Source organism: Halomonas alkaliantarctica, from assembly GCF_029854215.1.
Classification (GTDB): domain Bacteria; phylum Pseudomonadota; class Gammaproteobacteria; order Pseudomonadales; family Halomonadaceae; genus Vreelandella; species Vreelandella alkaliantarctica_A.
On record NZ_CP122961.1, the window covers coordinates 219,955 to 233,385 of the forward strand.

Annotated in this window: 15 protein-coding genes; 4 read left to right on the top strand and 11 right to left on the bottom strand. The window is 54.3% G+C overall.

Translation table 11 applies throughout. The features are described from left to right. Positions 1–227: 227 nt before the first annotated feature. On the top strand, positions 228–470 hold the full coding sequence (locus tag QEN58_RS01085; protein WP_280105379.1) for a hypothetical protein: 243 nt from the start codon (positions 228–230) through the stop codon (positions 468–470). 374 nt (positions 471–844) lie between these two features. On the opposite strand, the gene QEN58_RS01090 is transcribed toward QEN58_RS01085, so the two are convergent. From QEN58_RS01090 to ugpB, 10 genes are all read right to left on the bottom strand, one after another. Then, positions 845–1,384 (bottom strand): phosphatase PAP2 family protein, encoded by a 540-nt coding sequence (locus QEN58_RS01090; protein WP_280105380.1) that lies wholly within the window; start codon positions 1,382–1,384, stop codon positions 845–847. Beyond that, entirely contained in the window at positions 1,356–2,510 is a 1,155-nt protein-coding gene (locus tag QEN58_RS01095; protein ID WP_280105381.1) for a glycosyltransferase family 4 protein, read from the bottom strand. Before QEN58_RS01095 ends, QEN58_RS01090 begins: the two co-directional genes overlap by 29 nt. A 532-nt stretch (positions 2,511–3,042) precedes the next feature. Then, positions 3,043–3,411: a DUF1428 domain-containing protein gene (locus tag QEN58_RS01100; RefSeq protein ID WP_280105382.1), complete on the bottom strand. Its 369-nt coding sequence runs from the start codon at positions 3,409–3,411 to the stop codon at positions 3,043–3,045. A 21-nt stretch (positions 3,412–3,432) separates the two neighbouring features. Next, on the bottom strand, positions 3,433–3,795 hold the full coding sequence (locus QEN58_RS01105; RefSeq protein ID WP_280105383.1) for a YciI family protein: 363 nt from the start codon (positions 3,793–3,795) through the stop codon (positions 3,433–3,435). After that, positions 3,792–4,265 carry a VOC family protein gene (locus QEN58_RS01110; protein ID WP_280105384.1) on the bottom strand — a complete coding sequence of 158 codons (474 nt, stop codon included), beginning with the start codon at positions 4,263–4,265 and terminating at the stop codon, positions 3,792–3,794. Before QEN58_RS01110 ends, QEN58_RS01105 begins: the two co-directional genes overlap by 4 nt. Before the next feature lie 81 nt (positions 4,266–4,346). Then, positions 4,347–5,591 (bottom strand): RNA polymerase sigma factor, encoded by a 1,245-nt coding sequence (locus tag QEN58_RS01115; protein WP_280105385.1) that lies wholly within the window; start codon positions 5,589–5,591, stop codon positions 4,347–4,349. Positions 5,592–5,682: 91 nt separating this feature from the next. Beyond that, positions 5,683–6,738: a sn-glycerol-3-phosphate import ATP-binding protein UgpC gene (locus QEN58_RS01120; RefSeq protein ID WP_280105386.1), complete on the bottom strand. Its 1,056-nt coding sequence runs from the start codon at positions 6,736–6,738 to the stop codon at positions 5,683–5,685. Position 6,739: 1 nt separating this feature from the next. Further along, positions 6,740–7,582: a sn-glycerol-3-phosphate ABC transporter permease UgpE gene (ugpE, locus tag QEN58_RS01125; protein ID WP_133731662.1), complete on the bottom strand. Its 843-nt coding sequence runs from the start codon at positions 7,580–7,582 to the stop codon at positions 6,740–6,742. 18 nt (positions 7,583–7,600) lie between these two features. Continuing rightward, positions 7,601–8,485 carry a sn-glycerol-3-phosphate ABC transporter permease UgpA gene (gene ugpA, locus QEN58_RS01130; RefSeq protein WP_280105387.1) on the bottom strand — a complete coding sequence of 295 codons (885 nt, stop codon included), beginning with the start codon at positions 8,483–8,485 and terminating at the stop codon, positions 7,601–7,603. Between the two features lie 90 nt (positions 8,486–8,575). Continuing rightward, positions 8,576–9,901, bottom strand: coding sequence for a sn-glycerol-3-phosphate ABC transporter substrate-binding protein UgpB (gene ugpB / locus QEN58_RS01135; RefSeq protein ID WP_280105388.1), 1,326 nt, complete (start codon positions 9,899–9,901; stop codon positions 8,576–8,578). Between the two features lie 215 nt (positions 9,902–10,116). On the opposite strand from ugpB, the gene argE reads away from it, so the two are divergent. Further along, positions 10,117–11,280 (top strand): acetylornithine deacetylase, encoded by a 1,164-nt coding sequence (gene argE, locus QEN58_RS01140; protein ID WP_280105389.1) that lies wholly within the window; start codon positions 10,117–10,119, stop codon positions 11,278–11,280. A gap of 77 nt (positions 11,281–11,357) precedes the next feature. Here argE and QEN58_RS01145 read toward each other — a convergent pair whose 3' ends face one another. Continuing rightward, positions 11,358–11,669, bottom strand: coding sequence for a hypothetical protein (locus QEN58_RS01145; RefSeq protein ID WP_071695044.1), 312 nt, complete (start codon positions 11,667–11,669; stop codon positions 11,358–11,360). A 186-nt stretch (positions 11,670–11,855) separates the two neighbouring features. Between QEN58_RS01145 and QEN58_RS01150 the strand changes: the two genes are divergently transcribed. Both QEN58_RS01150 and QEN58_RS01155 read left to right on the top strand, forming a co-directional pair. After that, positions 11,856–12,353, top strand: coding sequence for a YchJ family protein (locus tag QEN58_RS01150; RefSeq protein ID WP_280105390.1), 498 nt, complete (start codon positions 11,856–11,858; stop codon positions 12,351–12,353). A 32-nt stretch (positions 12,354–12,385) separates the two neighbouring features. Continuing rightward, the gene (locus QEN58_RS01155; RefSeq protein WP_280105391.1) at positions 12,386–13,414 is read left to right on the top strand and encodes a tripartite tricarboxylate transporter substrate binding protein; all 1,029 of its coding nucleotides are present in this window, start codon (positions 12,386–12,388) and stop codon (positions 13,412–13,414) included. Positions 13,415–13,431: the final 17 nt, after the last annotated feature.

A 13,431-nucleotide genomic window follows, 5' to 3' on the forward strand; every position in this document is an offset into this window, starting at 1 on the left:
CTACGGTTTTCAATGCGTTTAGGCATCGAGGGCTTAACAGTGTGTCCCAAACCCGGGTGCTTATGTCGCATGTGTCACTTCTATACATGAAAATGCGAATTGGAAGAGGTTTTCTTATCAAGTTTTGTTTTTATAAATCATTGTTTATTAATTGAATTTTTAGTTATTGGCATGGATTGGCTTATTGCCTGCAGGTACTGTATGTGTGCTAGTTAGTTAGCTAAAAAATGCAGTTATTGAGTTTTAGCCATTTTGAGATTTTTCACCAGAAACTAAGTGAGTGGGCTAACAGTAAAAAGGAAGGCAGGGAGCCGAAAAACGAACAGGATGTTAAAGGACACTTAGCTCACTCACTGGTTGCAGCGCAAGGAGGCGCTGTTCATCAAACCAAGGAGTGGGGCGATGCGAAACGACCATCCCATGAAAATGGGGTGGTTTTTTTGCGTGCGCAATTTGCTATAAGTGTTTGATTTTAATTTTCTTTTTTAGCATCCGTTGTTATGCGGCACTCGCACGGAGTGCAACCACACAGATTAATGCGTTGTTTTGGTCTATCCTTCGATGAAATCAAAATGCAGCGGTTAGAAAACGTCAACGTAACGACCGCGCACCATCAGGGACAAGATTATGGCTATGGCATTGATGTTATGCATGTTTGTTTTGTTCTTAGGGTTTTCAGGGCTGGGCGTGTATATGATGTTTAAGACATCATTCATGGCTAGAATTGATGAGTGTGATGATATGCCCCCCGATATCTAACTCTTTGCTTTGAAAGAAAAAGCAGTAATGCCCGCATCGGCGGGCGTTTTTGCGTTGGCTGTCTATAAAGTGACAATAACGCGCTTCACCCCATCCAGTAGAGGCTGGTCAAGGCAAAAGCGTAGCCCATCGCGGCCCCAGCCAGTACATCGCTGACATAGTGCAGCCCTAACCCTACCCGCGAGATCGCTATTAGTAACGTTAATGGCAACACTACCGGCAACAGCCAGGGCGTGTGGGCGGCGACTAAGACGCTAAACATCACCGCGTGCATGGTGTGGCCGCTGGGAAAACTATAACGGTCGCGGGCCGGTTCACAGCACTCAATGCCTCCACCGTAAGTAATAAAGGGCCGTTCACGGCATAAGCGTGTTTTTACTAGCCGATAAACTGCCACGGCAAATAGAGCGATAACGCTGTACTGAAATACCCGCCAAACGCCATTGGGTTGAAGCCAGGGCTGGGCGAGAATCAGCAACACCCAAACTGGCCAATCGCCTAAGCGGCTGGCGGCCTGAAGCGTGATTCGCCAGGGGCGGTAGATCGATAGCCGCGATACACGCTGGCAGAGTTGCCACTCCAGCAGGTCAAGACGGTCAAATACGACAAGCGGACGCGGGCGCATGATGAGCCTCCTGGGCTTGGTGTAGGTAACGCAAAAATTGCTCGGCAATACCCGTCCAGCTCTGCTCAAGGGCACGTAAACGCGCCACTCGACCTAAACGAGCGTAGTCAGCGGCGTGTTGGCATAGCGCCACCGCTGCCTGTTGAAAAGCATCACTATTGCCAGCGGGAACGGTGACACCGTTATGGCCGCTGTTAATGAGTTCGGCGCTGGCCGCGTGGTCATAGGCCACCACGGCCAAGCCGCTGGCCATGGCTTCCGCCACCACATTGCCCCAGGTTTCGGAAAGCGAAGGGAAAATAAACAGGTCGGCGCTGGCATAGTGGCGAGCGAGTGAATCCTGCCCCACGAAACCGGTGAAATGGGCATCGGGTAGCGCCTTTTCCAGCTGCGCCCGTGCGGGGCCGTCGCCGACGATCACCTGTGCGATATCGGGCCGCACTTCACGCATGGCTTGAAAGCTTTCATGGAGCAAGGTGAGGTTTTTTTCTGCGGCTAAACGGCCAACGTAAAGGGCCACCGGCTGATGCTCGCTAACCCCCCAGCGCTGGCGCAATTGCGCATCGCGATGGTTGGGGGAGAAGCGCTCACCATCCAGCCCGCGTGACAGCACATGGACACCCCTAATCCCTTGACGATGCAGTGCTTTAGCCTGCTGATGGGTAGGTACTAACGTTAGGTCACAGCCATTATGGAAGTAGCGTAGATAGCGCCGAGTGGTCGAGGACAGCCAATTGACACCATAATCTTCGCAGTAGTGGTCAAAGTTGGTGTGCCAGCCCGCTACCAGGGGGATATTGAGTTGCCGCGCCGCTTGGCGTGCCGCCCAACCGAGGGGGCCTTGCGTTGCTAAGTAGATAACGTCGGGGCGATGTTGGCGCCAAAAACGGCGTAGCGTGGCGGGCCTCACCAGTCCTACCTGCACATCTGAGTAGCCGGGTAAGGCAAGGCGCTGTACCTGTAATTCGCGGTTAATGCCGGTCGCATTACCCGAGACCCGTGGGCGAGGGCGGATCACATCAACCGGCACTCCTTGCCGGTTAAGTTCATAGCTTAACCGGCTAAGCGTATGAGCAACGCCATTAATGTCCGGTGACCATGTTTCACTAACGATGCAGAGCCGCATGAGCGATTCATCCCTTTATCACGTTTTCATACAGTCTGGGAGGGAAGAGTGACACTGCCGCGTCAAAGAGGTGAATAAGTGATGACACGCTTAGAAAATTTAGCCAGTAAGGGTAATAAAGTGCGGCGAACATAATGCGCTGGCCTCGAACGCATAACATCCTTCGATGGACTCTCTTTACTGCTAAGGTGTCTGAACACCGATATGAAAGGAGTCATTTAAATGCGATTTCATTGCTACGGCATAGCGCTAGGGACAGCGTTGCTCGCCACCATTTCTCCCACCTTGGATATGGCAGCGACCCCAGCATAGGCAATGACCTGCTGCTGGCGGCGACGGTCATACGGTACTCGGCGCTGCCTACGAAGATGACCGCAATACCATCGTTGGCAATACGGACTGGGAGATGCTGCGCGACTATATAGTGGAACGAGAAGAGGTGTTCTATCAGGTTGAAGGGCGGGTGACTGATGTGGCTCAAGAGAATATGGCCCAGGAAGCGTCGCAGTGAGTCCCGGGCCACTGATCGCGTTTATTCATCAATGATGCTTTTAAAGCCGCCAAAGATCAGCCGCTTGCCATCAAACGGCATCGGATTAACGTCCATCTGCAAGCGCGGGTCTTGCATGACTTTGGGCATGGCCTCGTCGCGCACGGCGCGGGATGGCCACTCTATCCAGGAAAAGATGACACTTTCGTCGTCCTTGCGCTTAACCGCCATGGGGAAGGAGGTCACTTCTCCTTCGGGGACATCGTCTCCCCAGCACTCCACGACCCGCAGTGCGCCGTGCTCCTTGAAAACAACGGCCGCGGCACGGGCATGCTCAATAAACGCATCTTTATTAGCGCTGGGCACGGCAGCGACGAAACCATCTACATAAGGGTGTGTAAGCTTGCTCATGGCTGTTCTCCTATTACTGTTTTATTCTGTTTTAGGGGGGAGTTCTCGAACGGGGCGTACCTCAATGCTGCCCAGTCGGGCTGGTGGGATGCGGCTAGCCAGCTGCAGTGCCTCATTCAAGTCGTGGGCTTCGAGCAGATAGAATCCCGCCAGTTGTTCCTTGGTTTCCGCAAAGGGGCCATCGGAGATTAATGTCTCGCCATCACGCACGCGCACGGTGGTGGCGGTCTCAGTCGGTTGTAACGGCTGGCCAGCCAGGTAGTGGCCGCTGGCGCTCAGGCGCTCAACCCCAGCAATGCACTCCTGGTTGAGGTCTTGCCACGCCTGTTCGCTCATGGCGTTGATAATCTGCTCTTGGTAATACACCAGCGCAACGTACTTCATGCGCAGTCTCCTTCAGTGGCCATGGGGCAGTTGTCTGACGCAACGTTTACCATCCAGTGAATGCCGAAGCGATCGGTTGCCATGCCGAACCCTGGTGACCAGAAGGTAGCCTCAAACGGCATGGTGATCTTTCCACCCTCCGCTAGCTGGGCAAAGGTTCGTGCGGCCTGTTCGATATCCTGGTACTCCAACTGAACTTCTACACCTTGCGGCGGTGTATAGGTGTCAGCCGCCATATCGGCACCCATTAAGCGGCGGCCCCGTAGGTTCAGCGAGGCATGGATGATGCGGTCATGGAGTTCCGATGGTGAGTGTTCAGCAGCTGGCGTTTCAGCATAGGTCAACAGGCACTCCAACTGGCCGCCGGTAACGTCGGCATAGAACTGCATGGCTTCCCGACAGGTGCCTGGAAAAGCGACATGCACATTCATGGCATCCGGTATGCGGGTATCTTCTTGGGGGCTAGTCATTGAGAGACTCCTGGGTGGTCAGGGGAGTTACTCTCTTTAGTCGTTTGTCATCGTCTTGAATCGACACAGCCTTACATTTTTTTATGAAGAGTGTTCTAGCTCAGCCAGCCGCCTGTGCAAAAAGCGTTTTTCCGGATCCAGGGTGGCCAATTGCAGCGCCTGTTGATAGGCACTGCGCGCAGCCTCATGCTGGCCTTGGCGACGCAGTAAATCCGCTTTAGCGGCATGAAATAGATGATAGCGACTGATTTGCGGGTGATGAGCGATGTCGTCGAGTAACTTCAAACCGGTATCGGGAGCACCATTCATGGCGATGGCGACCGCACGATTCAGTGCCAGGATTGGCGATGGAAAGCGTCGACACAGGGCATCGTAGAGCCTAACGATACGCCCCCAGTCGGTTTGCTCTGCGCGGCTAGCCTGGGCGTGTACTGCGGCAATCGAAGCTTGAAGGGTGTAGTATCCGGTGGGGGTGAGCGCCAGCGCCTGTTCCAGCCACGCTATGCCGACCTGGATATCCTCTTGGCGCCATAGGCGCCTGTCCTGAGCATCCAGGGTCACCAGTTCCCCGTCGCTATCCTGGCGTGCTTCCCGGCGGGCATCATTTAGCAACATCAACGCCATCAGCCCAAACACTTCACCCTGGGGCAGTAGCCTTGCCAGCTCCTTGCCAAGTCGCATGGCTTCTTGGGTTAGGCTGATATCGACCACGCTGGCTCCCGTGCTGCGTGAGTAGCCTTCATTGAAAACCAGGTAGATCACCTTGAGCACATCGGGGAGGCGCTCGGGTAGTTCTGCCTGGGTAGGGACAACATAAGGGATATGTGCATCGCGAATCTTGCGTTTGGCTCGCACGATACGCTGTGCCAACGTCGTAGGCTTCATCAGTAGCGCGCTGGCTACCTGTTCGGTGGTCAAACCGCACATCTCGCGAAGGGTAAGGGCGATCCGTGCTTCCATGCTCAAACTTGGGTGGCAGCAGGTGAACAGTAGCCGCAAGGCGTCGTCTTCGATGGTGGTGGGCTCAAGATCCAGCGCCTCTTCTGTAGGTAACAGCTCTGTAGGTAATAGCAAGTGAGCCCGACGGCGAGCAGTACTGCGTCGGCGGATTTGGTCTATTCCGCAGTGGTAGCCGGTGCGAATTAGCCATGCCGTGGGGTTGTCAGGTTTGCCGTTAACCGGCCACTGTTGAACAGCTGCCACAAAGGCATCCTGCATGGCTTCTTCGGCTAGTTCAAAATCTCCCAGCAGGCGTATCAGCGTCGCCTGCACGCGCCGGGAGTGCTCACGATACAGATCATCGACGTATGAAGGTTGAGTACTCATCAAGGGAAGTCCGTAAGCTTTATCTCAAACGTAGTGCATGGCTTCTCCGTTGACTTGTTTTTTTATTGTCTTGTTTTAGGGAGGTAAGCATTCAATCCCCTGTGCGTTTTCCCGTGGCGCTATTAAAAGGATGCAAAGCGTCCCGGGTCACAAAAAACCGCAGGGTTTCGCCTTCGGCGACCGGCGGCTGGCCCGATACGCGGATCACCGTGGGCTGGTCGCTATCGGCGAGGGTCACATACAGGTGGCTTTCGGCTCCCGCGGCTTCAAACAGCGCCAGCGTTGAATCAACAATTAGGTGAGGCGCGGCAGGCGGCGCTAGATGCATATCATCCGGGCGAATGCCGACGGTATCGGTGCCGTCGGGCAGGTTATCCAGCAGACCGTTGGCGCCTTGTTCGTTCAAGTAATCCACCGGCAGCATATTCATGGCAGGGGAACCGATAAACCCGGCGACAAACATGCTGGCGGGGCGGGCATAGATCTCCATCGGCGTGCCCACTTGCTCAATCTGCCCGGCGTTAAGCACCACTAAACGGTCTCCCAGTGTCATGGCTTCCAACTGGTCGTGGGTCACATAGAGGCTGGTGGTTTTCAGGCGCCGCTGCAGCTGTTTGATCTCCACGCGCATCTGCACCCGCAGTTTGGCATCCAGATTGGAAAGCGGCTCATCGAACAAGAATGCCGCCGGTTCGCGCACCAGGGCTCGGCCCATGGCTACCCGCTGGCGCTGGCCCCCAGAGAGCTTGCGCGGTTTGCGCTCTAGAAAGTCTTCGATCTCGAGCATTTTGGCGGCAACGCGCACGCGCTTTTCAATCTCGTCTTTTTTAAACCCGCGGTTCTTGAGGCCGTAAGCTAGGTTGTTGTACACCGTCATGTGCGGGTAGAGCGCATAGTTCTGGAACACCATGGCGATATCACGCTCGGCGGGCTCTAGCTTATTGACCACCCGGTCACCGATTTTGAGCGTGCCTTCGGTAATGGTCTCAAGCCCCGCCACCATACGCAGCAGAGTAGATTTGCCGCAGCCGGAAGGCCCCACCAGCACCACAAACTCGCCATCTTCAATCTGTAAGTCGATGCCTTTGACGGCATGAACATCGCCGCTATAGGTTTTCTTGAGCCCTTCCAAGGTAATACTGGCCATCTTATTTCTCCGTCTCGGTCAGGCCTTTCACAAATAGGCGTTGCATAAACAGAATCACTAGCACCGGCGGCAGCGCGGCCATCACCACTGCCGCCATCACCAGTTGCCACTGTGGGTTCTCTTCCGAGGTCATGCGCTGAATGCCCATCACGATGGTGTAATAATCAGGGTCGGTGGTGATAATGAGCGGCCAGAGGTACTGGTTCCAGCCGTAGATAAACATGATCACAAACAGCGCGGCGATATTGGTTACCGACAGCGGCATCAGTATGTCTTTAAAAAACTTCAGCGGCCCGGCGCCATCGACCCGGGCGGCTTCGAGCATCTCTTCGGGAATGGTCATAAAGAACTGGCGGAACAAGAAGGTTGCGGTAGCCGAGGCAATCAGCGGGATCGACAGCCCGGCAAAGCTATTGAGCATATTAAGATCCGCGACGACCTGAAAAGTCGGAATAATGCGCACTTCTACGGGCAGCATTAACGTGACGAAGATTACCCAGAAGAAGAACATCCGAAAGCGGAAACGGAAGTAGACGATGGCAAAGGCGGAAAGCAGCGAAATCGACAGCTTACCCACCGTGATCGCCATGGCCATGATAAAACTGTTCCACAACATCAGGGCGGCGGGCGGTGCACCGGCATTAGAGACGCCCGACTGCCACATGCGCGTGTAGTTTTCGATCCCGTGTCCCCCAGGCAGCAGTGGCAGCGTGCCCTGCAGCAAGCCCGAGAGGGAGTGGGTAGAGGCGATGATCGCGACATACACCGGAAAAGCCACCAGCGCGACACCAGAAATCAAAACAATATGGGCTATCAGGTTAGCCCAAGGGCGGTTTTCAACCATTAACGTTCTCCCAAAGGCTTAGTAGTTGACTCGGCGCTCAATAAAGCGGAATTGAATCATCGTTAAGGCCACCACAATCACCATCAGAATCACCGACTGAGCCGCAGAGGAACCCAGGTTGAGGCCTACAAAACCGTCGGCATATACTTTGTAAACTAGGATGTTGGTCGACTGAGCTGGGCCGCCTGCAGTAGTGGCATGAATAATCGCAAAGGTGTCGAACATGGCGTACACCACGTTAACCACCAGCAGGAAGAAGGTGGTGGGCGTGAGCAGCGGAAAAATAATCGTCCGGAAGCGCTTAGTCGGGCTGGCGCCGTCAATGGAGGCGGCTTCAATCAGCGATTGGGGAATGGACTGTAAACCCGCCAGAAAAAACAGGAAGTTATAGGAGATCTGCTTCCAGGCGGCGGCAAAAATCACCAGCAGCATGGCGTCACTGCCGGAGTTACGGTGGTTCCACTGGTAACCCACCATTTCCAGCATATAGGGCACAATGCCGATAGAGGGGTTAAAGATAAACCACCACAACACGCCCGCAAGCGCGGGGGCGATGGCGTAGGGCCACACCAGGAGCGTGGTGTAGGTGCTGCGTGAGCGAATCATCCGATTGACGGTACTGGCCAATAAAAGCGCCACTGTCATCGATAGCAGGGTAGTGCCCACGGCGAATACCACCGTCACCGATAGCGAATTGACATAACTGCCGTCACGAAATAGACGGGCAAAGTTCTCGAGACCCACAAACGTTGAGCGCAGCCCAAAGGCGTCTTCGCGCAACAGCGACTGATACAGCGCCTGGCCCGCCGGCCAGATAAAGAAAATCAGCGTCACAATCACCTGGGGCGCCAGCAGCGCGTAGGGCAAAAAGCGACCAGGGTAGGTCATGCGTTTGGTTTGCATGGGCAGCTCTGCAAAAGGTTAGTAAATATAAGCATCAATAAACGAAATCGCCGCCTGCCCAAGTAGGCAAGCGGCGAAGTGAGTGCTTATTTACTGGTTGGCAGCTTCAAAGTCACGCAGCAGATCATTGCCGCGCTCCACTGCGTCATCTGCTGCTTCCTGGCCTGATTTGTCACCGGTCATCACCGCTTCCATCTCTTCGGAGATGATGTCGCGAATCTGCACGAAGTTACCAAAGCGTAGGCCCTTGGAGTTCTCGCTCGGCTCGTTGAGTGTCATCTGCTTCAACGAGATATCCGCACCGGGATTATCTTCGTAGTAGCCCTGCTCTTGGCTCAAATCCCAAGCGGCTTGCGTGATGGGCAGGTAGCCGGTTTGCTGATGCCACTGTGCCTGTACTTCGGGCTGGGAGAGGTACTCAAAGAACGCTGCAACGGCTTCGTACTCTTCGTCGCTATGGCCCTGCATTGCCCACAAGGTAGCGCCACCGATAATCGAGTTTTGCGGAGCGCCTTCTACGTCGGCGTAGTAGGGCTGCATGCCAAAGCCCACTTCAAACTCTGAATTGGCGGCGACATCCGCCCGTGAAGCAGAAGAGCCGAAGAATATCGCGCAGTCCTGGGAGTAGAACATCGGCTCTGAGTCGGGGCCGGAGCCGGGGCCACCCCATTTAAAGACACCCTCTTCCTGCCAGTCGTGCAGATTGTCCCAATGGCGTGCGACCAGCTCATTGTTGAAGTTCAGCTCGGTCTCCATGCCGCCAAAGCCATTTTCCAGCGTGCCCAGCGGCAGGTTATGCCAAGCGGAGAAGTTTTCCAGCATCACCCAGCTAGGCCAGGAGGTGGTAAAGCCACAGCTGGCCGCACCAGACTCGACGATCTGACGTGAAAAATCGGCCACTTCTTGCCATGTTTCGGGGGGCTGCTCGGGATCCAGGCCCGCTTCCTCAAACATGTCACGGTTGTAATACATGATAGGCGTAGAGGAGTTGAACGGGAACGACAGCATATTGCCGTTGGTATCAGTGTAATAACCCACGACGGCGGGCAGAAAAGCTTCGTTATCGAAAGCGCGACCATGCGCTTCCATCAACTCGTACACTGGGTAGATGGCGCCTTTGGCGTTCATCATGGTGCCAGTGCCGACCTCAAACACCTGCAGGATATGCGGCTGCTCATTGGCGCGGAAGGCGGCGATCGCGCCGGTCATCGTTTCGGTATAGGTGCCGCGATAGCTGGGGGTAACGTGGTAGTCGTCCTGAGACTCATTGAAGTCTTGGGTCATCTCTTCGAGAATTTCGCCCAGTTGGCCGCCCATGGCGTGCCACCAGCTAATCTCTGTTGCCGCCTGAGCAGACAGGCTAAGGCTGGCAGTAGCCACACCAACGGCAAGTGCGTGCAGTGTAAAACGAGACATAACAGCTCCTTGTGGGCCTGAGCTTAGTCAGGCGTGCAGTGCGTTTGTTGAGATTTTTGGATGCACTGAACAGTAAGAAGTGTCGATGACGCTTTAGTGAATGCACGATGAACCTGCCGTGACAGTCAACATTATGCTACCAGCAGGCCCACCGAGTAGGAAAAGGATGATGGCGATGATAGGGTGATATAAAGAGTCCAACTAACGAGAGCAGCATGACTGACGTGACCACTTTACTGACGAAGTTGGTGTCATTCGACACCACTTCCAGTGAATCCAATCTGGCGCTGATTGAGTACGTGGAAGGTTATTTGGCCGAGTACGGCGTTAGTGCCGAGCGGGTGATGAGCCCCTGCGGCACCAAGGCTAATTTAATCGCAAGGATCGGCCCAGAGGCTCCGGGCGGGGTAATGCTTTCCGGGCATACCGATGTGGTGCCGGTAGCGGGGCAGCCCTGGTCGAGTGATCCTTTTACCCTGCGCGATGGTGGCGATGGCCGCTTATACGGGCGTGGCACCTGCGATATGAAAGGCTTTATCGCCTGCGTATTGTCGATGGTGCCCACTTGGACGAAAGCGCCTCTGCAGCAGCCGATTTATCTGGGGTTCTCGTATGACGAAGAGATTGGCTGCGTAGGCGCGCCGAGCTTGATCAAGCGCTTCTACGAGCACTACTCCACTACGGCTCACGTTATTGTCGGCGAGCCCACCAGCATGCAGCCAGTGGTGGCGCAGAAGGGTGCAACCAATTTACGCACCACGGTGACTGGCCGAGAAGCCCACAGCAGTCAGGTCAACCAAGGCACCTCAGCCATCCACGTGGCGGCAAGGCTGGTGACCTTTATTGAGGACACCATGGCGGCGTTGGTGGAAGAAGGGCGCGTCGATGAGGCCTTTAACGTGCCTCACACCAGCTTGCACGTCGGTAAAATAAAAGGCGGTACAGCGATCAATATTATGGCGCGGGAGTGTCAGTTTGAGTGGGAAATTCGCCATCTGCCTACGGACACCTTCGACGAAATATATGCGCGGTTTGAGGCGTTTTGCGCGCAGCTAAGCACTGAGCTGCAGGCCAAAGGCAAGCACGTTGAAATTACCACCGAGCCGCTTAACGTCACGGTGCCAGGCCTGGCCGACAGGGATAACGATCAGGTGCTGCGCTTAGCGAAAGATCATCTGCCTAGCGCTTGCTGCAACCATGCAGTGGCTTACGCTACAGAAGCAGGGCAGTTCCAAGGCCAGGGACTACAAACCATTATTCTCGGCCCCGGCAGCATCGATCAAGCGCATCAGCCTGATGAGTATATCGATATTGAGCAGCTTGAAGCGTGCGAGGATTTTCTAGCCAAAATGGGCCGTGCGCTCGAAACGCCCGCATAAAGTGGTTAGCACCACCTAAGAAAAATCCCACCCTTTAAAGGAGTGGGATTTTTTATACCGTGCCAATTTATATCAATTTAATGTTGAGGGTGTTCTTCAAACAGCTCAGCTTTGGCATGGCGCATCACATCTTCGCACGCCTGCTGTTGGGCTAACTGCGTTAGCAGGCGCTGAGTTACTTCGAAGCCCTTGCCTAAGCAAGTGTCGACTTCCTGTGGGCTAACCGCTGGCGTCACTCGATAATCGATTTTTACCGTGCGTCCGCCACCTTCCAGCCGATCCGCAACTCCCCTGAGTCTCCACGCGATTCTCTCTTTCCAAGTTGCTGATTCTTCCGCGCCTTCGTTTACGCTAAACGTGCACTGCCATTCCGGTTTAAAGACCTTCATAGGAGAACCTCCAAAAAAATTTGGAAAGAATGATCAATCGTGATTCGTACCCCATCGTCTGAATGTATTGCCCCACTACTATATACCTAACGCAGCATAAATATCGAAACAATAGTCGTACAACCTGAGCGACGCGCATAGGACGTATCGGTTAGGCTATTGAAGATGTAACTAAAGAGCTTTTTTATGACCCGCACAACCGAACTAAGTTGCCCCTGTGGTAGCCAATTAACGCTTGATACCTGCTGTGGGCGCTATCATCAAGGCGAGTTTGCCCCCACGCCTGAAGCCTTGATGCGCTCTCGCTATTCGGCTTTTGTATTAGGGCTTAGCGACTACCTGTTGACGACATGGCACCCTACTACACGACCTGCAGAGCTTGCGCCTGATCCTGACGCTGAGTGGAAATCACTATCTATCGTCTCCGCGGAACCGCCGCTCGACAATAGTGGCTATGTGCATTTTCGTGCCTGTTTTTATGAGAGAGCGCGTGAGCATAAGCATGAAAGAGGACGAGAGCCAAAAGGCTGGCATGTCTTAGAAGAAGTGTCTCGCTTCATTAAAGAGCAGCAACGCTGGTGGTATATCGATGGCACGCCCACCCTTAGCCGCTTAAAACCACGTCGAAACGACCCATGCTTATGTGGTAGCGGGCGTAAATTAAAGGTATGTTGCGGTGAGTAGGCGCGAAGCGCTAATCAAAATGAGGCATAAAAATGAGCCCGAAACTGGGATTAGCGTTAAGACACCAGAAGAAAAGTGGCGGCATTAGGGGGCGCTTAAGGATAACGCTTACGTGGTGGCTGGGAGCGTGGTTATGCATCTGGAGCTTTGCCACGCTGGCAGATAAGCCCTTTCCCACCTCAGACATTACGCTAGTTGTGCCATTTGGTCCCGGTGGTGCCACCGATGTACTGTTTCGTGAAATATCAGCGGAAGCACAAAGCTATCTAGATACCTCCATTAATGTCGTTAATATTGCGGGCAGCGGTGCGACGCGTGGGTCTCAAGTCGTTAAAGAGGCTGATGCCGATGGTCATACACTGCTTGGCAGCCACCAAACCATTGACCTTGCATACTTTGCGGGACTGTCCGCTTATTCTCATCATGCCTTTGCGCCTGTCGCCCTACTCACACGAACAGTCAATATACCCGCTACTTATCCCGGTCACGCTGCTCAACGCGCCAGTGATATTCCAGCGTTAGTCGCTGAGCAAGACGAACCGCTGATGTTTGGCGTGGTGCCCAGCTCCACGGACCATCTTTTTTGGCTGCACTTCTTCCATCAAACCGGTATCGACGCCCAAGAGGTAGCGTTTATTCATTACCCTGGTACAGGGTCACAAGTGGCTGGTTTGCTCGCTGGTGAGATCGACTTTGCAATGCTTAACTTGCCCTCAGCAAGCCAGTTATTTGCTACCAACGCACTCACGCCGTTGGGCGTGGCAGGTGAGGCTAGGTTAATGGCATTACCATCGATCCCCACGTTACAAGAGCAGGGGATTGATTTAGTGAACACGACGGATCGCGGCGTTTTTGCACCGTTGAACACTCCCCCCGAAAGATTGGCGATACTGGCCAGTGCCTTCGAGCACGCATTGGCTCAGCCAATGCTGGCACGCACCATTGAGCATACCCATGGCTCCCTAATCGATTACCGTCCACTTAACGATTATGGCGATTATCTTAACAATCAATACACGCTGTTGAAGTCGCTGTCGGAAAGCGTCGCATTTGAACGTTAGCCCTCAGTGTCGTGCTA

Bases quoted from the DNA above. Each gene is read 5' to 3' on its own strand.
- QEN58_RS01085 (WP_280105379.1), top strand. From the start codon at position 228: ATGCAGTTATTGAGTTTTAGCCATTTTGAGATTTTTCACCAGAAACTA.
- QEN58_RS01090 (WP_280105380.1), bottom strand. From the start codon at position 1,384: ATGCGCCCGCGTCCGCTTGTCGTATTTGACCGTCTTGACCTGCTGGAG.
- QEN58_RS01095 (WP_280105381.1), bottom strand. From the start codon at position 2,510: ATGCGGCTCTGCATCGTTAGTGAAACATGGTCACCGGACATTAATGGC.
- QEN58_RS01100 (WP_280105382.1), bottom strand. From the start codon at position 3,411: ATGAGCAAGCTTACACACCCTTATGTAGATGGTTTCGTCGCTGCCGTG.
- QEN58_RS01105 (WP_280105383.1), bottom strand. From the start codon at position 3,795: ATGAAGTACGTTGCGCTGGTGTATTACCAAGAGCAGATTATCAACGCC.
- QEN58_RS01110 (WP_280105384.1), bottom strand. From the start codon at position 4,265: ATGACTAGCCCCCAAGAAGATACCCGCATACCGGATGCCATGAATGTG.
- QEN58_RS01115 (WP_280105385.1), bottom strand. From the start codon at position 5,591: ATGAGTACTCAACCTTCATACGTCGATGATCTGTATCGTGAGCACTCC.
- QEN58_RS01120 (WP_280105386.1), bottom strand. From the start codon at position 6,738: ATGGCCAGTATTACCTTGGAAGGGCTCAAGAAAACCTATAGCGGCGAT.
- ugpE (WP_133731662.1), bottom strand. From the start codon at position 7,582: ATGGTTGAAAACCGCCCTTGGGCTAACCTGATAGCCCATATTGTTTTG.
- ugpA (WP_280105387.1), bottom strand. From the start codon at position 8,485: ATGCAAACCAAACGCATGACCTACCCTGGTCGCTTTTTGCCCTACGCG.
- ugpB (WP_280105388.1), bottom strand. From the start codon at position 9,901: ATGTCTCGTTTTACACTGCACGCACTTGCCGTTGGTGTGGCTACTGCC.
- argE (WP_280105389.1), top strand. From the start codon at position 10,117: ATGACTGACGTGACCACTTTACTGACGAAGTTGGTGTCATTCGACACC.
- QEN58_RS01145 (WP_071695044.1), bottom strand. From the start codon at position 11,669: ATGAAGGTCTTTAAACCGGAATGGCAGTGCACGTTTAGCGTAAACGAA.
- QEN58_RS01150 (WP_280105390.1), top strand. From the start codon at position 11,856: ATGACCCGCACAACCGAACTAAGTTGCCCCTGTGGTAGCCAATTAACG.
- QEN58_RS01155 (WP_280105391.1), top strand. From the start codon at position 12,386: ATGAGCCCGAAACTGGGATTAGCGTTAAGACACCAGAAGAAAAGTGGC.